The 18,303-nt window shown below is 63.0% G+C and carries 13 protein-coding genes and 1 pseudogene; 4 read left to right on the top strand and 10 right to left on the bottom strand.

Features of this window, described 5'->3' with window-relative positions; translation table 11 throughout:
* Positions 1-11 precede the first annotated feature (11 nt).
* The 7 genes and pseudogenes from KHO23_RS25250 to KHO23_RS25220 all read right to left on the bottom strand — a co-directional run bounded on the left by KHO23_RS25250 (position 12) and on the right by KHO23_RS25220 (position 9,480).
* Positions 12-1,304, bottom strand: coding sequence for an NAD(P)/FAD-dependent oxidoreductase (locus KHO23_RS25250; protein ID WP_211614174.1), 1,293 nt, complete (start codon positions 1,302-1,304; stop codon positions 12-14).
* Between the two features lie 64 nt (positions 1,305-1,368).
* Entirely contained in the window at positions 1,369-2,931 is a 1,563-nt protein-coding gene (locus KHO23_RS25245; protein ID WP_211614172.1) for a DUF3138 family protein, read from the bottom strand.
* A 53-nt stretch (positions 2,932-2,984) separates the two neighbouring features.
* Positions 2,985-3,899: an ABC transporter permease subunit gene (locus tag KHO23_RS25240; RefSeq protein ID WP_211614170.1), complete on the bottom strand. Its 915-nt coding sequence runs from the start codon at positions 3,897-3,899 to the stop codon at positions 2,985-2,987.
* Positions 3,899-4,879, bottom strand: coding sequence for an ABC transporter permease subunit (locus KHO23_RS25235; protein ID WP_211614168.1), 981 nt, complete (start codon positions 4,877-4,879; stop codon positions 3,899-3,901). Before KHO23_RS25235 ends, KHO23_RS25240 begins: the two co-directional genes overlap by 1 nt.
* A pseudogene (locus tag KHO23_RS25230) lies at positions 4,876-5,967 on the bottom strand (ABC transporter ATP-binding protein); the annotation flags it as partial. The gene KHO23_RS25235 and the pseudogene KHO23_RS25230, both read right to left, overlap by 4 nt.
* A 262-nt stretch (positions 5,968-6,229) precedes the next feature.
* Complete coding sequence (locus KHO23_RS25225) at positions 6,230-7,351, bottom strand: polyamine ABC transporter substrate-binding protein (protein ID WP_211614164.1); 1,122 nt, start codon at positions 7,349-7,351, stop codon at positions 6,230-6,232.
* 635 nt (positions 7,352-7,986) lie between these two features.
* Positions 7,987-9,480, bottom strand: coding sequence for an aldehyde dehydrogenase (locus tag KHO23_RS25220; RefSeq protein WP_211614162.1), 1,494 nt, complete (start codon positions 9,478-9,480; stop codon positions 7,987-7,989).
* A gap of 187 nt (positions 9,481-9,667) precedes the next feature.
* On the opposite strand from KHO23_RS25220, the gene KHO23_RS25215 reads away from it, so the two are divergent.
* Positions 9,668-10,615 (top strand): LysR substrate-binding domain-containing protein, encoded by a 948-nt coding sequence (locus tag KHO23_RS25215; protein ID WP_211614160.1) that lies wholly within the window; start codon positions 9,668-9,670, stop codon positions 10,613-10,615.
* Positions 10,616-10,690: 75 nt separating this feature from the next.
* Positions 10,691-11,608, top strand: coding sequence for an NAD(P)-dependent oxidoreductase (locus tag KHO23_RS25210; RefSeq protein ID WP_211614158.1), 918 nt, complete (start codon positions 10,691-10,693; stop codon positions 11,606-11,608).
* A gap of 74 nt (positions 11,609-11,682) precedes the next feature.
* Here the strand turns inward: KHO23_RS25210 and KHO23_RS25205 are convergent, their stop codons facing one another.
* The 3 genes from KHO23_RS25205 to sauS all read right to left on the bottom strand — a co-directional run bounded on the left by KHO23_RS25205 (position 11,683) and on the right by sauS (position 16,328).
* Positions 11,683-13,065 carry an MFS transporter gene (locus KHO23_RS25205; protein ID WP_211614156.1) on the bottom strand — a complete coding sequence of 461 codons (1,383 nt, stop codon included), beginning with the start codon at positions 13,063-13,065 and terminating at the stop codon, positions 11,683-11,685.
* Positions 13,066-13,209: 144 nt separating this feature from the next.
* Positions 13,210-14,886 (bottom strand): AMP-binding protein, encoded by a 1,677-nt coding sequence (locus tag KHO23_RS25200; RefSeq protein WP_211614154.1) that lies wholly within the window; start codon positions 14,884-14,886, stop codon positions 13,210-13,212.
* A complete protein-coding gene (gene sauS / locus KHO23_RS25195) occupies positions 14,883-16,328 on the bottom strand; it encodes an acylating sulfoacetaldehyde dehydrogenase (RefSeq protein ID WP_211614153.1) in 1,446 nt (481 codons plus the stop codon). Before sauS ends, KHO23_RS25200 begins: the two co-directional genes overlap by 4 nt.
* A 200-nt stretch (positions 16,329-16,528) precedes the next feature.
* Here sauS and KHO23_RS25190 point away from each other — a divergent pair, with 200 nt between their 5' ends.
* Together KHO23_RS25190 and KHO23_RS25185 are read left to right on the top strand one after the other, a co-directional pair.
* Entirely contained in the window at positions 16,529-17,290 is a 762-nt protein-coding gene (locus KHO23_RS25190; RefSeq protein WP_211614151.1) for an IclR family transcriptional regulator, read from the top strand.
* Positions 17,291-17,528: 238 nt separating this feature from the next.
* Positions 17,529-18,281, top strand: a complete 753-nt coding sequence (locus tag KHO23_RS25185; protein ID WP_074288001.1) for an IclR family transcriptional regulator — start codon at positions 17,529-17,531, stop codon at positions 18,279-18,281.
* Positions 18,282-18,303: the final 22 nt, after the last annotated feature.

Raw genomic sequence — 18,303 nt, 5'->3', positions numbered from 1 at the left:
GTCTTGTGCGCTCAATGTGCGTCGCGCATCGTGTTCCAGGCCATCGCCAACGCGAGCAGCGGCGCGCGCAACAGGTTTCCGCCCGGGAAGTCGCGATGCCGGATCCTGGTGAACAGGTCGAAGCGCGCGGCCTGGGCATCGATTGCCTCCGCGATCAACAGGCCCGCGAGCCCCGTGACGTTCACCCCGTGCCCTGAAAAACCCTGCGCGAAATACACAGTCGGTTCGAGCCGGCCGAAATGCGGTGCGCGGTTCATGGTGATATCGACAAAGCCGCCCCACGCGTAGTCGATCTTCGTGTCGGCGAGCTGCGGAAACGTCTTCAGCATGTCAGCGCGCATGGCCGCGACGAGCGTGGCCGGCATGCGCGTTGAAGCGCTCGCCTTGCCGCCCCAGAGCAGGCGGCGGTCTTTCGAGAAACGAAAATAGTCGAGCGGAAACTTGGTGTCGCAGACGGCCGCGTTCGTCGGCAGAAGCGCCTGCGCCCTCGCCTCGGCGAGCGGCTCGGTGGCGATCACAAAGGTCCCCGCCGGCATGATCTTGCGGGCGAGCGCGGGCGCGAGACTGCCAAGATAGGCGTTGCACGCGAGCACGACATAGCGTGCATCGACATGCCCGCGCTCGCACGTCACCCGGTGACCGTTGGCCGTTTTTTCCACGGACGACGCGCAGGTGGCCTCGTAGAGGGAAGCGCCCGCTTCGTGCGCCGCGCGGGCGAGCCCCAGCGTGTAGTTGAGCGGATGCAGGTGGCCGCTGTCAGCGTCATGGAGGCCGCCGACATACCGGTCTGAATCGACGAAGCCGGACAGCTCGGCGGGCTCGATATAGCCGTACCCGTGATAGTCGAAGCGCGATGCCGCTTCGTCTCGCCACGCACGCAACTGGTCGGCGTGGCGCGGCTTGTTCGCGACGGTCAGGAAACCGCGAGTCAGGTCGCAATCGATGTCATGCTTCTCGACCCGCTCCCGGACGATCCCGGCCGATTCGAGGCCCATCTTCCAGATCCGCTGGACATCCTCGCGCGGCATGTATTGCGCGAACGTGTCGATCCCGCACGAATAACCGCCGATCAGCTGGCCGCCATTGCGTCCGCTGGCGCCCCAGCCGATCTTCGACGCTTCGAGCACGACGACCGAATAGCCGCGTTCGGCGAGGTTCAGCGCCGTTGAGATGCCGGTGAGCCCGCCGCCGATGACGCAGACGTCGGCGGAGATCGCCCCTTGAAGCGACGGATGACCTATGGAATCGTTGGCCGTAGCTGCGTAATACGAAGGAACGTGCGGCTGATACGCGAATTTGAGCATGTGCGGAATACGTGAATTGAACAACGGCGGCGGCGCCGTTTGAGCGGGCGCCGCCGGCCATTCGTTAGAACGAGTAGATGAATTGCGCGGCGAGCAGGTCGTTCGACTTCGAGTACGATCCGTCGTCGCGCAGGAATACCCTGTTGTTGGCCCAGTCGTGCCGGTATTCGAGTTTCACAGTGATTTGCTGGGTCGGAAAGAACAGCAGGTCGAGCGCGAGGTCCTGGCGCGTCGCGCCCTTACACTCGAAGCCGGATCCACCATTAGCCTTCGAGTTGGTGAGACAGTTCGAATCGATGCCAAAGCCGTTATACGGATCCATGCCGTTGCCGTTCAGGCCGATGCCGCCCCCGCCCCCGCCATTCTTGCTGTCGACGAGCAGGTCATAGCGGGCCGTCACGCCCATATGCCCGACCACCGGCATATTGAACTTGTGGTGCGCGAGCAGCGACAACCCATACCACTGCGCAAGGCCGCCGTTGAACGCCGCGTGCTGCTGCTGGCCGTAGTCCAGTTCGGCGTTGTACTGCACGTCGGCCACCTGATAGGTGGCATCCATCTCCGTGAAGAAGAAGGTGCCGTAGGCGCTCGGCGCCTGACCGCCGGAGCCGTAGGCCACGGTGCCCGTCGCGGGATTCAGACCGCTAGGCAACGTTTGCCGCCCGATGTTGAACGAGCCGCCAATATCGAGCTGGCTTCCATGCAGGTAGTCGACCCGCGCACTGAAGGTTGGCATCCTGTTGCTCGTCGTGATCGGATCGCCCAGCGCATTCACGCCGGTCTGCGTCACGGCGCCGTTCGAGCGGAGCTGCTCATTGCCAAGCAGGAACTTCCACGCCCAGTGATCACCCAGGTAGTTGACGCCCGCGCCGATATAGCTGCCCGGATCCGAGAAGTCGTAGAGCATGTTGTGCGTGAGGGTCAACATCAGGTTCGAAGGCTGGCCCTCATAGCCGCCAAGCGCCGGCATGAGACCTGCAACGACCGAGGTTGTGTTGGTCAGCGGCACGGTCGCGATCGCCGTGTTCAGAATATTGAACCCGCTGTTGCTATGCTCGTTCATCAAGTACATGCCAGCGCCGCGATTGGGCATGAGCGTGATTTCCGCGGACGGCGCCATCGGCCCCACGCCAAACGTCTTCTTGATGTCGAGATACACGTCGCCGAACGTGCTGTTGAAATAGTTGTAGGCGTTATCGTGGTTCGCGAAGAGGAACGACGACGTGCCTGCCGCGCGGTTGTAGATGTAGGTCGGATCGATGTAGCCCGTGATCGACAGGCCCGCTATCGGTCCGGTGTTGGCCGCGTCGGTGAGCGAGTCCACCTTCAGTTGCTGATTCGCCATCTGCTGCTTCATCTGCGTCACATCGTCGTTCGTCAGTTGCGCCTGCGCGCTGCCATAGTCGGGCGACGAAACGTCGACCACCGGCGCTGCGGCGGCCGCCTTGGCGACAGGTTGGCTCTTGCCGGCCGGTTTCGCCGCAAGTTCGGACTTGAGTGCCTTCACTTCCTTCTGCATCGCATCCAGTTGGGCCTGCATCGCCTTGATCTGGTCGCTGGTCGAGTTCGCCGCGGCAAACGCTGGCAGAGTCCCCGCCACCAGCAGGCAAATCAGCTTCTTCGTCATCAAAGTTCTCCGTGTCATTTGTTATTGCGGGTATGTCGGCGAGACGGTAAAAATCAGATCGTGCCGCGACGGGCAGCCTCACCGCCCTGGGGTGCTGACGTAGACCGGCTGACGTCCTGCCTCGCAGGATCGGCTTGCTTCCCGGCCATGTTCACGTCGCGCGCAAGCCGGCGTTCGCGCGCCAGCATCATGCGATTGGCGGCGACCACGCCGATCGTCACGACGGTGATGAACGTCGTGGCGATCGCATTCATTTCTGGATTCAGTCCCATTCGCACGCGCGAGAACACGACGAGCGGCAGAGTGGTCCAGCCAGGCCCCGAGAGGAACGCGGAGAGAATCACGTCGTCGATCGAAACAGTGAACGAAAGCAACCAGCCGGATACCAGCGCCTGCGCGATCAGCGGCAGCGTGATCGCGAAGAACACCTTGACGGGTGTCGCCCCGAGATCGAGCGCCGCCTCCTCAATGGAGCGATCCATCTCCTTCACACGCGATTGCACGATGATGGCGACGAAGGACACGCACAACATCACGTGACCAATCCAGATCGTCAGCAGGCCGCGCCCGGCGGGCCATCCGAACATCTGCTGCATGGTCACAAAGAGCAGCAGCAGCGAGATACCCTGAATGACCTCGGGAATCACGAGCGGCGCATTGATCATGGCGGTGAAGAACGTGAAACCGCGAAACCGGCCCATGCGCGCGAGCACGAACCCCGCCCACGTGCCGAGCACGACCGATGCGCTTGCGGTCATCAACGCGATCTTCAGCGACAGCCAGGCCGCCGTGATCATCTCGTCGTCGTGCATCAGGACGCCGTACCATTTCAGCGAGAATCCCGTCCACACCGTGACGAGCTTCGACTCGTTGAACGAATAGACAACGAGGCTGACGATCGGAATATAGAGAAACAGAAAACCGGCCGTCAGGACGCTGGTTGAGAGAATTCGATTTGGCTTGATCATTACGCTTCCTCCATTTCCTTGACCTGGTAATACTGGAATACGGCCATCGGCAGAAGAAGCAGCACTACCATCGCCACGGTGACGGCCGAAGCCATCGGCCAATCCATGTTGTTGAAGAATTCATCCCACATCACGCGCCCGAGCATCAACGTGTCGGAGCCGCCTAACAGTTCGGGAATCACGTACTCGCCCACCGCGGGGATGAACACCAGCAGGCTGCCCGCGATGATTCCGTTCTTCGAAAGCGGCAGCGTGATACGCCTGAACGCCACCCACGGTTTTGCGCCGAGGTCGTACGCGGCTTCGAGCAGCGTGAGATCCATCTTGACGAGATGCGCGTAGAGCGGCATCACCATGAACGGGAGATACGAATAGACCATGCCGATATACACGCCCGCATTGCTGTGATAAAGCCGCAGTGGCGTATGAATCAGGCCGATGAGCATGAGCGCGTGGTTGAGCAGGCCGTCGTCCTTGAGAATGCCGATCCACGCGTAGACGCGAATCAGGAACGACGTCCAGAACGGCAGCATCACGGCCATCATCAGCAGGTTGCGTGTGGCGGGCGCCGAGCGCGCAATGTAATAGCTAATCGGATAGCCGATCACCAGGCACAGGAGCGTTGAAATGACCGCCATCTTGAGCGAGCTGATGTACGTGGCGATGTACAGGTCGTCCTGCAGCAGGAACGCGTAATGGCTTAGTTGCATGGCGAAGTGCACCATGCCGTCCCTGAGCGTCACGAGATCGGTGTACGGCGGAATGCCCAGGCGCAGATCGGCAAAGCTGATCTTCAGCACCAGTACGAACGGCAGCGCGAAGAACACGATGAGCCACAGGAACGGGATGCCGATGACCGCATGGCGGCCCGAAGGCAGCATCCGGGCGGCGAAGCGTCTTAACGTGGCAGCGAGGCCGGCGCGGCCCACGCGGCGCGAAGTTTCGTTAGCGGCAATGGCGCGGTTGGCGGGCGTGTTCATTGCGTCACCACCACGCTGCTTGCGGGCGACCACGAAACGAACACGTCGTCGTTCCAGGCCGGGGCGTCCTCTTTCATCAGGCTGGCGCTGTCGAGATTCGACACCACGGTCTTTCCGCCCGGAAGGCGCACGTGATAGAGCGAATAGCTGCCCATGTAGGCGATGTCGGTCACCACGCCGCGCGCCCAGTTATACGGCACTTCCGGCCTTGCGTGCGAGACGCTCACCCGCTCCGGCCGCACGGAGATGCCAACCGCCATGCCGATCGGCCCTGTCACGCCGTGACTGATGTAAAGGCGATTTTCGAGCTCCTCGCTTTCCACCACGATGTGATCCGGTTCGTCCTCGACCACGGTCCCTTCGAAAAGATTGGTCGACCCGATGAACCCGGCACTGAAGCGGCTGTTGGGGTACTCGTAGACTTCGCTGGGCGAACCGATCTGCACGATGCGGCCTTCGCTCATCACGGCAAGTCGGCCTGCCATCGTCATCGCTTCTTCCTGGTCATGCGTCACCATTACGCAGGTCACGCCGACTCTGTCGATGATGTTGGCAAGCTCCAACTGGGTCTGCCGGCGGATTTTCTTGTCGAGCGCGGACATCGGCTCATCGAGCAACAGCAGCTTCGGACGCTTGACAAGCGAGCGGGCCAGCGCCACGCGCTGCTGCTGCCCGCCGGAAAGCTGATGTGGTTTGCGCTGCGCGTACCCGCGCATTTGCACGAGTTCGAGTGCGTCGGTCACGCGCTCGCGAATTTCATTGCCAGGCGTTCCCTCCTGCTTCAGCCCGAAGGCAATGTTCGCCTCGACAGTCATATGCGGAAAAAGCGCATACGACTGAAACATCATGTTGACAGGGCGGCGGTAGGGCGGCAGCGTCGCAAGGTCTTCGCCGTCCACGAAGATGCGCCCGGACGTGACCGTCTCGAGGCCGGCCAGCATGCGCAGCAAGGTGGACTTGCCGCATCCGGAACTGCCGAGCAGCGCGAACAGCTCGTTTTTAGCGATGGTCAGGCTGACGCCATCGACAGCGACGCTGTCGCCGAACTTCTTGACGACGTTCTCAATACGGACGAACTCATCCGGATTGCCGTAACCACTTCGCGAAGCGCCGCCCATCTCGCGGGTGCCAATGACTGGTTTTTCCATGTTCGTAAAATATGCAACTTATTTAGTTACCCTATCTTTATTGCATTTACGCTTGCCGTTCTTTTCGGGCTCAGGCAGGCGTTTCAACTACAGCGCCTGCTCACCTCATGAACGACCTCGTGTCAACGCAACCAGAGCCGGATGTCAGGCAGGTGCCGCCATGCGAGGCGCGCCTGCATCAGATGTCGCGAGTTGCCTCGCTTTAGCCGCCCGACTTGAGTTGCAGCCACAAGCGGTTCAAAAGGCGCGAGATTTCGGGCGTATGGGCCTTCGCCAACGTCATCTTGCGCAACACGTCGTCGGGGAGATAGACGTTGGGGTCCTGCTCGATCGCCGGGTTCACGAGCGCGCGCGCGGGCTTGTTCGCGGTCGGATAGTAAATCTCGTTCGTGATCGCGGCGTTCACCTTCGGATCCTGGATGTAGTTGATCCACTTCATCGCAGCCTCCGGATGCGGCGCGTCCTTCGGCACAACCATGACGTCGAACCACACCGCGCCGCCTTCCTTCGGGTTCGAGAACCGGATTTCATACGAGCGCTTCGCATCCAGTGTGCGCCGGCGCGCCAGGCCCACATCGCCCGACCAGCCGAGCGCGAGGCATATGTCGTTGTTCGCGAGGTCGTCTGCGTAAGCGGTCGAGTTGAATTGCGTGATGTACGGGCGGATTTTCTTCAGCACCTCGTAGGCGGCCTGATAGTCGGCCGGATTCTTGCTGTTCTGGTCGCGGCCCAGGTACTGCATCGCGGCGCCAAACGCGTCGTCCGGGGCGTCGAGCATCGACACGCCGCATCCCTTCAGTTTCGACACGTTCGCCGGATCGAACAACAACGCCCAACTGTCGAGCGGCGCATTCTCGCCAAGACGCTTTTTGACCGCCTGGACGTTGTAGCCCAGACCATCCGTACCCCAGGCCCATGGCACACCATACTGGTTGCCCGGATCGCCGTCGGCGACCTTGCTCATGAGCGCGGGATCAAGGTTCACGAGGTTCGGAATCTTCGACTTGTCGAGCTTCTGATACACGCCTGCCTGGATCTGCCTCGCCATGAAATTCGACGTCGGCACGACGATGTCATAGCCCGAACTGCCGGCGAGCAACTTGGTCTGCAGGGTGTCGTCGCTGTCGTAGCTGTCGTAGTGAACCTTGATGCCGGTCAGCTTCTCGAAGTTCGGCACGGTGTCCTTCGCGATGTACTCCGACCAGTTATAGATGTTCAACTCGGTATCCGCGGCATACGCCGACGGGTTCGCGATGGGCGTGAGACCGGCGGCAACACTAAGCGCGGCAATGGCGATGGCACGACGACGAAAACTGGTACGCATAACGAAGTCTCCTGATGGTGTGTTTCAGCGCTGCCCTATCGCGCGGTCGCCGCCGACAGGCAAAGCTGGTGTGAAATCTCGCTACGGGTCCGCGGTTGGGCCAGTTAAGGCGGCAAACCCGATATCCGTCGAGGACGGTTCGGCGAACCCGGTTGGTCAAACCGCACGCAAGGACCCGCGCACGCCGTGCGGATGGCTGCTCGCGTTTCGTGCCGGTTGCGCATTCGCCGTCATCGACAGGCGCTTGCGCCGCTCCCACTGCATGACGCACTCTAGCCCCCGCAAAATACGATGTCTGTCCCTGGAAGACGGGACAGCCGCATTCGTGCCCGGCAAACTCTCTCGTGAGTTCTCTGTAGGCGTGAATAATTTGTCGTGATAGGTGGAGCGCGCGCTAGCACGCAAGCGAAGCGCGCAAACGGCATGCGCACCGATACCGGTGAGCCTGAAAACTTGGAAAGAGGAAACCTGCGCGAAGCGTGGGTTCGCCAGGTAAGGTTGCGGCACGGGGCGGCCGAAGTCGCCGCCCGTTTTCATGATCGCGCCCGCGCGTGCCACCCGTGGCCACTCGAACCAACGCGCAGAGGCAAACGCGAATACGGGCGAACGCCCGCATTCGCGCACATCATCCGTGGCTAGCGCAGACGGATAAGCGTCGACTTCAGTTCCGTGTATTTCTCCAGCGCGTGCAGCGACTTGTCGCGACCATTGCCGGACTGCCCATAACCGCCAAAGGGGAAGTTCATATCGCCGCCACCTTCGTTGTAGCAGTTCACCCAGACGGTGCCCGCGCGCAGACGCCTTGCCACCTCATGCGCGGTCGTCAGGTCAGCCGACCAGACGGCGGCGGCGAGCCCGTACTCGGTATCGTTGGCGATGCGCACGGCCTCGTCGACCGTGTCGAACACAATCACCGAGAGCACCGGCCCAAATATTTCCTCACGTGCGATTTTCGCGTCCGGACTCACTTCGAACACGGTCGGCTCGATGTAGAAGCCGCCCGTCTCCTCCTTGACCCGCGACCCGCCCGTGATGAGCTTGCCCTCTTTCCGGCCTGTTTCGATGTACTCCATGACCCGGTCCAGCTGGATCCGGTCGACAATCGCACCCATCGTCACGGTAGGGTCGAGCGGGTGTCCCGGCGCATAAGAGCGTGCCGCCGCGAGCAGCTTCTCCATGAACGCGTCCTTGATGTCCCGATGCACGAGCAGCCGTGAACCGGCTGTGCACATCTCGCCCATGTTGAAGAAGATGGCATCGGCAGCCGCTTTGGCCGCGCGATCGAGATCGGGGCAATCGGGCAGCACGATATTGGGCGACTTGCCGCCCAGTTCGAGCCAGACGCGCTTCAGGTTGGATTGCGCGGCGCACTGCATGATCAGCTTGCCGGTCCGTGTCGAGCCGGTGAACGCAATACAGTCGACATCGCCATGCGCCGCCAGCAGCCTGCCCGGTTCGGCGCCCCCCGGCACGACGTTGAATACCCCCGCCGGCACCCCCGCCTCATGCGCGAGCTGCGCGACGCGGATCGCGGTGAGCGGCGATTTCTCCGAGGGCTTGAGCACCACGCTGTTACCCGCGGCGAGCGCGGGGCCGAACTTCCATGCCGCCATCAACAGCGGGAAATTCCACGGCACGACAGCCGCCACGACGCCCATCGGTTCGCGCGTCACGAGACCGACGAGGTGCTGGTCGGCGGGCACGACCTCGCCGCCAGCCTTGTCGATCGCCTCCGCATACCACGCCACACAATGTGCCGCGGCCGGCACGTCGATCGCGGTCGTGTCGCCGATCGGCTTGCCTGAGTCGAGCGTCTCCAGCAATGCGAGCTCGTCGAGGTGCTCGTGCATCAACGCTGCCCAGCGAAGCAGCACCGCTTTGCGCTCGCGCGGATTCAAGCCCGCCCACACCCCTTCGTCGAACGCACGGCGAGCGGCGGCCACGGCCGCGTCGACATCGGCTTCGCCGCAGTCGGCTACCCGCGCAAGTTCACGGCCGTCGATCGGGCTCGCGCATAGGAAAGTCTTGCCGTCGCGCGAATGGCTCAGCGCGCCGTTAATGAATGCGCGCCCCTCGATTTTGAGGGTAGCGGCTCTGTCCTGCCAGTCAGCGAAGGTCTTCTTGTTCATTAGGATACCTCTATAGAATGACGTGAGCCGTGGCAGCGCGCCACGCATGCGCGTGACGCAGCGGCACGGCCGGTGCGGAAGCCGTGACAGCGTACTCAGATAAAATTCGAACCAGAAGACGATAAATTATTGACGGAGACAACCCTGCGTTGTCACGCGCAAGGCGTTGAAATAAGGCGAACGAGACATGAAAGACCATTACCTGAAAGCCTGGCTTGCGCTCGTGGAAACGGGCAGTATCCGCGGCGCGGCACGCCATCTGCATCTGAGTCAGGCTGCGGTCACCAAGGCCGTGCGGGAACTCGAACAGGACCTCGATGCACCGCTGATCATGCGCAGTTCGCGCGGCGTGACGCTGACCGAGTGCGGTCATCAACTCACCGTGCGCGCGCGCCTCGCACAATCTCAACTGGCGCTGGCACGCCAGGACATCCAGCAGATTCTGGGCGGCAAGCGCAGCCGCGTATCGACCGCCGTCACGCCCATGGTGTTCCTGGGGGTGCTGCCCGACGTGATCGAACGCTTTCGCAAAAGCATGCCTCTTGCGGAGCTCACCTTCGAGGAAGGCCTGATGCCCCACGTGCTCCACGCACTTCGCGACGGCTCGATCGATTTCGCGGTCGCCGCGCCCGCCGAAGAGGAGGTCAGCGGCGAGTTCGACTTCGAACCGCTGCAAACGCTCGAAACGATCGTGGCATGCCGGCGGGGGCACCCACTGGAAAAGGCAACCGAATGGCGGCAATTGCTCGATTGCAAATGGATCATGAACCTCTCGCCCGGCAGCCAGCACAGTAATCTGCTCGACTATTTGCGCCGATCGCGGCAGGTGCTGCCCACGCGCATCATCCAGACCAACACGTTCGGCGTCAGCTGGAGTCTGATGGCGCGCACCGACGCGCTGCTCGCGTGCCCGGCCGGGATGCTCAGCACGGAGCCCTATGGGCAACAAGCGAGCCGCGTGCCCTTACAGATGGCATTGCCGCCGCTCAAGCTCGGCATCCTTAAACTACGTGATGCGCCACTTTCGCTAGCGGCGGAAAAGCTCGCTGAACTCTTCAGGCAGGAAATCCCGTCGAACAAATATGGGCTCGCCCCAGCCGGCGGCAAACGTACCAAGCCCGCACCGGGCCGCTGATCGCGCGCCGCGTCGCTCAACTGCCTTGCTGAGATAATTGATTCCCCACTCTCTCCCCTCCCCTGAGGAACGCCAATGAACGCTCCATCCACCCCCTCTTCGAGCGATGCCGTGCGCCGCGTCGCTTTTCTCGGCCTCGGCGTCATGGGCTTTCCGATGGCCGGACATCTGGCGAAGGCCGGCCTCGACGTGACGGTCTACAACCGGACCGCGCAAAAAGCGGAGCAATGGGTCTCCGAGTACGGCGGCCGCGCCGCGCGCACGCCGCGCGAAGCCGTGGACGGCGCCGAGCTGGTGCTGGCGTGCGTGGGTAACGACGACGATCTGCGCGATATCACCCTCGGCGACCAGGGTGCGTTTGCGGGCATGGCGCGTGGCACGCCCTTCGTCGATCACACCACCACCTCGGCTAACGTCGCCCGCGACCTTGCGGGCATGGCGCACACGCAGGGTTTGCACTTCATCGACGCACCCGTCTCCGGCGGCCAGTCGGGGGCGCAAAACGGCAAGCTGACGATCATGTGCGGCGGCGACGCGGCTGCGTTCGAGCGTTGCGCGGCGACGCTGCATCACTACGCAGCCGCCGTCACGCTGATCGGCCCGACCGGCGCCGGGCAGCTAGCCAAAATGGTCAATCAGATCTGCGTCGCCGGCATCGTGCAGGGCCTGTCCGAAGCGATTCATTTCGGCGAGAACGCAGGCCTCGACATGACCCGCGTCCTGGAGGTGATCGGCAAGGGAGCGGCGGCTAGCTGGCAGATGGAAAACCGCGGCAAGACCATGATCGAGGGTAAGTTCGATTACGGCTTCGCCGTCGACTGGATGCGCAAGGACCTCGGTTTCTGTCTCGACGAAGCGAAGCGCATTGGCGTGTCGCTGCCGGTCACCGCGCTGGTCGATCAGTTCTACGGCGACGTTCAGGCGCTGGGCGGCTACCGCTATGACACTTCGAGTCTCATCTGGCGTTTGCGCAAGCTCACGCCAGCCAGCTAGAAGCGAACGGCGCCGGCGAGCCAGCGAGTGGACACCTGACGTTGTCTCCATCGGCCCGCTCGCCTAAGGACGCCTTATCTGCGCCAGCGCAGCGGACGGCGCAGATGGTGCCGCTCCAGCCGCGCCACGGCGCTCGCCGGTAGAAACGCGGGCATGCCGTCTAGCGCTCTGCCGTCGAGCCGCTCGCGCTCCTCGTCGGCCTCGACCGTCCTCGTGGGATCGATGAACAGCGCGGCCACAATCCCCACCCCCAGCAAACAGGCGGAGATCGTGAACGGCACGTTATAACTGCCGGTTGTCTCGATCAGATAGCCGAACACGACAGGCGATATCATGCCGGCCACGCCGAAGCCCGTGTTCATCATGCCGCCCGCCGTACCCGCGTATCTGCCGCCGATGTCGAGCGGCAAGGTCCACAACACAGGATTCGTGATCTCGAGAAAGAAGAACGACGCCGACAGGAACAGCACCGCCATCAGCGGATTGGTCGCGGACACCATTGGCAACAGGAAGACGAGCGAACCGCCCATGCCTGTCACGAGCACGGCGCAGCGTGCAAAGCGCAGCCGGCCGGTGCGCTTGTAGAGCCGGTCCGAGACAACACCGCCGAGGGTATCGCCGATCACGCCCGCCAGCAGCGGCAGCGCCGTGAACAGCGCCAGTTGCTTGAGATCGAAGCCGCGGGCTTCCTTCAGGTACGAAGGCAGCCAGGTCAGATAGACCCACAGCAGCCAGCCGTAGCAGAAGTCGACGAACGTGACGAGCCACATGCGGCGGATCAGTTTGCGCCACGGCGTGGCCGCCCGCTTGGCGCGCTCGCAGTCGCCGGCGCGATAGCCGATCTCAGCCGTTTCCTCGGGCGTCACGCGCCGGTTCTGCTCCGGCGAGTTCGTAAAGACGCACAGATAGAGCACCGTCCACGCGAGACTCGCCACCCCGAGCAGGATGAATGCGTCGCGCCAGCCGCCCGCCACTACTACCGCGAGCACGAGCGGCGGCGTGACTGCGCCGCCGAGGCGGGCGAAGCTATGGGTGATCCCCTGAGCGAAACCGCGCTCCGCCACCGGCATCCAGTAGGTAAAGGCACGCGTCGCCGTCGGGAACGCGCCGCCCTCGCCGATTCCCAGCGCGAAGCGCAACGCAACGAGCATCGCGACGCTGCCGGCGAAGCCGGTGGCGAGCGTCGCCGCCCCCCAGATCAGCGATAACACCGTCAGCACCAGCTTCGGCCCGTACTTGTCGGACAGCCAGCCGCCAATGACCTGCATGAACGCATACGGATAAGCGAAAGCGGAAAACACGAGGCCGAGTTGAACGGTCGAGAGCCCCATTTCGTGCCGGATGATAGGGCCGGCCACGGCAATGTTCACGCGGTCGATGTACGAGATGAAATACATCAGGCACATGACGGCCAGGATGATGTGGCGCGTCTTCACACGCCGCTTGTGCGTTTGCATGCTGTCTCCTGTGTTTCTTGTGTGACGCCGGTGGCGTCTGTGGTCGTTCGATCCGTACGTCGTGCTGCGGTGCGTCTCGTGCGTCTCGGTGCGTCCTCTTGCTGGGCTGGCCGGCGCGATCCGTGCGTGCCGATGCGTGCGCCTTCAGGTGGGCACCAGCTTCAGGCGCTGCACTTTGCCCGAGGGGCCCCGAGGCAGTTCCGTCACGAAGCGAAACTCCTTTGGCGTTTTGTAGCGGCCGAGTTCGCGCAGACAGTGTTCGTGCAGATCCGCGATATCGAGCGCGCCGTGACCGTTGGCGACGCGCGGCACGATGAAGGCGACGATCTCCTGCCCGTAAGCGGTATCCGGCACACCCACCACCGCCGCATCCAGCACGCCGGGGTGTTTGAGCAAGGCTTCATCGATCTCGCGCGGGGCGATGTTTTCGCCGCCCTTGATGATCAATTCCTTCGCCCGGCCGTTGATGTAGAAGTAACCGTCGCTGTCGCGATAGCCGAGATCGCCGGTGCGCAGCCAGCCGTCCGCGGTAAAGGCTTCACGCGTTTCCAGAGGGCGCTTGTAATAGCCACGCATGACCTGTTCGCCACGCAGCACGAGTTCGCCGCACTCGTTGGGCGCGCATTCGCGGCCATGACGATCGATCACCTTCGCTTCGCCGCCCGAAGGCAGTCCGATACTGCCGATTTTTCGGCTTTCTTGATCGTATGGATTACTGAACACAGGCGCAGCCGTTTCGGTCATGCCCATCGTTTCGATGATGCCGATCCCGAAGCGCGCCTCGAACGCACGGTGATGATCCACGGGCAGCGCCGCCGACGCACTGCGGCAGAACCTCAGCGCCGACAGGTCGAACAGGCAGGATTCGTCGTTATTGAGCAGATAGGCGACGATCGTCGGTACCACGTTGATCCATGTGCAGCCGTAGCGCGCGACATCGCGCCAGTAGGTGCGCGCGGAAAACCGCGGCGCCATGACCACCGAGCCGCCATGAAAGAGCGGTGCAAGCAGCGTCACGACGAGCCCATTGACGTGATAAAGCGGCAAGGCGGCGAAGACCCGGTCGCCGGCGCCGAGCCGGTGCTCGCGCGAGATATTGCGGGCGTTGGCCAGCAGGTTCCGATGGTCCAGCAGGACGCCCTTCGGTGCGCCCGTGGTGCCGGACGTGTACATCAGCAGCGCCACATCGCTCGCACCTGGCTCACCGTTTGGCTCACCGCCTGGCGACGCTTCGGAATCCAGGGCGCTTATAGCCGGCGCCGAACGCGCATGCGCTGCCGATACCCTTTGCGTGACGGCAACACTTGACGTTTCCTCCAGCCCGGCTTCGACGCAAGCCGGCACAGGCACTAGAGCCACGGCACCATCGGGCTCGGTGCGAATCAGCGCAACGGTGCGGGTGATGCCCTGCTCGCGCAAGCCGTCGATCGCGCTCGACATCGCCGCGTGCGTATCGCTGGAAACAAACACCATACGCGTGTCCGAATGCTCCACGATGTAGCGCAACTGCGACGGCTGGCACAGCAGATTGAGCGGATTGGCAACGAGGCCGCTATACATCGCCGCGAGCAGCAGCCTTGCCGTATGGATACCGTTGCCCATGAAGACCGAAACGACATCGCCGGCCTGCAAGCCCGCTTCGTGAAAAACCGTCTCGAGCGCGCGGCAGTCGTCGCGCAGTTGCGCGAAGCTCAACACGTCGGCATGCGCGGCTGCGCCGCCCTCGTCGGGAGATTCAGGGGCCGCCAGCAGGAACGGCTTGTCGGGAAACTGCGCGGCGCGCGCGTCGATCAGTGCGCGGATGGTGTGAGGCGTCTTCATTTGCCATACCTCACGAAGAAATCGCCGAGTACGTCGTCCAGTTCCGGGACACGCTCCTCGATCGGATAGGCCACGCGCGTGATATTCAGGTAATGATGAAAGTTGAGATTGCTGGAAAAATTGTTGCGGCCCCACGTGCCGCATCCCATTGAAAGGGAAAACGGCAAGCCGTTATCGAAGTTGCCGCCGGTCGCGAGGCAATGCGCCTGATTCACGATCACGCGTGCCACCGGCAGCGTCGAGCCGAGCTGCACCGCCTGCCCGGGGTCAACGGAATGCAGGCCGACCGAGTGCCCTGCCCCCATGTACGCGTATATGCCACGCACGATCCCGGCGGCGGCGGCGAAGCTCTCCGCGCGATAAACGGTCAGTACCGGCGCGAGCTTCTCGCCCGAGAAGGGGTAATCAGCGCCGAAGCCGGTTTCCTCCACCATCAGGAATGCGGGCTCGCGTGCCGCAATGTCGTCGAGGCCTGCCGCCCGCGCAATAAATGTGGCCGAATGCGCGGTGCAGTGTGCCGACAGCTTGCCGTTCGACCACAGGGCGCCCTGCAGTTGCGCCTTTTGCGCGGCGTCGAGCATGACGCCGCCGCAGGCGGTCAGTTCGGCCAGCATGGTCGCGTACACCGCGGAGTCGATAACCACGCTGTTTTCCGACGAACAACTGGTCGCGTTGTCGAACGTTTTCGAGCGTGCAATCTTGTGCGCTGCATCGTGCAAATCGGCCGACGCGGTGACGATCGAAGCAACGTTGCCCGCGCCCACCCCGAACGCGGGCGTTCCGCTTGCGTAAGCCATCCGCACGTTCGCCTGCGACCCGGTCGCCACGACCAGATCGCACTGCCGCATCAATTCGGCGGTGGCCGCCTTGCTGATCGGCGCGGGCAGCATCTGGACGAGCTCGGGCGCGAGCCCTACTTTGGCGAATTGCGCGTGAATGAATTCGATCAGCAGCACGCACGACGAATAGCCCTTGGGCGAAGGCGCCACGATCACGGCATTGCCGCATTTGAGCGCGTTGACGATCTTGTTGATCGGCGTGGCTGCCGGATTGGTGGACGGCGTGATCGCCGCCACCACGCCGACCGCCCGTGCAATCTCGACGATACCGGTGGCATCATCGCGCTCGATCACCCCCGTGGTTTTCTGCCCGCGCAGATCGCGCAATAGTCCGAGCGTCTTGCGAAAGTTTTTGCGGAACTTGTCGTCCGCGTTGCCGAGACCGGTGTCGCGCACCGCCAGCTCGGCCAGTTGCCGGTTGCGGGCGGGCTCCATGATCGCCCACGCGGCGGCGTCGGCGGCGGCATCGAGCATCGCCTGTCCCGTGGACTCGAATTCTCGCTGCGCGGCGCGCGCACGCGCGACCAGTGCGGCGACGACGCGCTCGACTTCACGCTGTGCGCTCTCGTGCGCAGCTTCGGCTTCTGTGGCCCTAACGTTCATACGGTTCACTCCAGACGGAAACGATGGTGTTGTTACCAATCTAGTGAGCCGTATCTGCTTCGGAGTCCCGTTTTTTGAACTATCCCTTGCGCCGTGCCGGCGAGAATCGGAAAGTGCAATTTTCGGGACTTTCCGTAGTCCCGAAAACTAAACAGACCGATGCACAATCCAACTTATAAATACGACGTTGAGGAGACGGTGTGTCGACTTCGAATCAATCGAATGCAGCGGCCGTGCGTGCATTTCGCGTACTCGAGACGTTGGCTGAGGCAAGCAGCCCGCTTTCCATGACCGATCTCGTGAATGCTCTCGAACTGCCCAAGCAGACCGTGCATCGCATTCTGGTGCAGTTGATGGATGCGTGGCTTGTCACGCGCAGCGCCGACCGGCTGTATGAGTGTTCGCCGCGCGTGCGGATGCTGGCGGTCAATGTGCTGATGCATGCGGGGCCGGCCGCTGCCCGCCATGTGCTGCTCGAGCAACTGGTGGCCAAAATCGGCGAGACCTGCAATCTGACGATGCTGGCCGGCAACGATGTGGTCTATGTCGACCGGGTGGAAACGGAGTGGCCGCTGCGTATGCATCTTCAACCGGGCTCGCATGTGCCGCTGCACTGCTCGGCGAGCGGCAAGCTGCTGCTCAGTTTTCTGCCCAAGGACCGGCGCGAACGGGTCATCGAAACCTTGCCGCTACGCGCCTATTCGGAGCGGACGATTACGGATCGCGGCGAATTGCGCAAGGAATTGACCGTGACACGGCGGCGCCAGCTCGCGATCAACAACCAGGAGCACTTGCAAGGGCTCATCGCGATCGCGGTGCCGGTCATGCTGGACCGCAATCGCGCGTGCGCGGCAATCGCCGTCCAGGCGCCGGTCGGGCGGGTCGTGCTCGACGATCTGCTGGCCTTTCTGCCCGATCTGCGGCTTGCCGCAGAGGAAACCGCCAAGACGTTCCGGCAGTAGCACGAGCGATCTTGCGGGCGAAATAGACGCAGCGGGCCCGGCACGCCGGGCCAAAAACGAGCCTGCCACCGCGTCAACCGTGCAATCATGCCCCGCGCAGTCGCGCCGCCACGCATTCCGGAAAACGGGATGACTGTCGCTGAAATAGCCCTCCGCCAATCGCCTCTTCCTCTCGAAAACCACTGCCGACAAGGCCACGCGGTACAATGACGCCGATCCATTTTCCGGAACGGCCGACATGACTAAAGCGGATACCCCCACCCTGCGCGCCTTCGCGCTGCTTGAGCATCTCGTGCGCGCCGAAGGCCCGGTGTCGCTGGCCGATATTGCCCAGGACGTCGACCTGCCGAAGGCTTCACTGCATCGCATGCTGGCTTCGCTCGAGGCCGGCGGGCTCGTGATCCGCGAACCGGGTCAGAAAAATGCCTACGTGATCGGGCCGCGTCTCGCGCAACTCGGTCTGGGCGTCATGATGCATTCGGGCGCCCGCCGGCTGCGGCATGCAATCCTGTCGAACCTGGTCGCCGATCTCGGCGAGACCTGCAACCTCACGATGCTGCACGAAACCGAGGTGCTTTATCTCGACAGGCTCGAAGCACCCTGGCCGTTGCGGCTCGATCTCAAGCCTGGCTCGCACGTGCCGGCGCATTGCAGCGCGAGCGGCAAGCTGCTGCTGGCCATGCTGCCGCGCGAACAACGCAGCGCCCTCGTCCGCACGCTGAAGCTCGAACGCTTTACGCCAAATACCATCACCGATCCCGAACTGCTTGAAGCAGAACTCGACCGCACCGCGCACAAGCGCATCGCCATCGACAATGAGGAATTTGTCGCCGGTATCGCGTGCGTGGCCGCGCCGGTAATGGATGAGAACAACACCTGCATCGCGGCGATCGCCGTTCATGCGCCGGTCTCGCGGGCGCCGCTCTCGCGCGCCCTGGAGTTCGTGCCGCGTCTGCAGGAAGCGGCTCAACAACTCGCTAAAACGTTCTAGCCCGCCTATCGAGCGGCTTATC

Source organism: Paraburkholderia haematera, assembly GCF_905220975.1.
Lineage (GTDB): Bacteria > Pseudomonadota > Gammaproteobacteria > Burkholderiales > Burkholderiaceae > Paraburkholderia > Paraburkholderia haematera.
The sequence above is the reverse complement of the archived record's forward strand: the minus strand, read 5'-3'. Positions and strand labels throughout refer to the sequence as shown.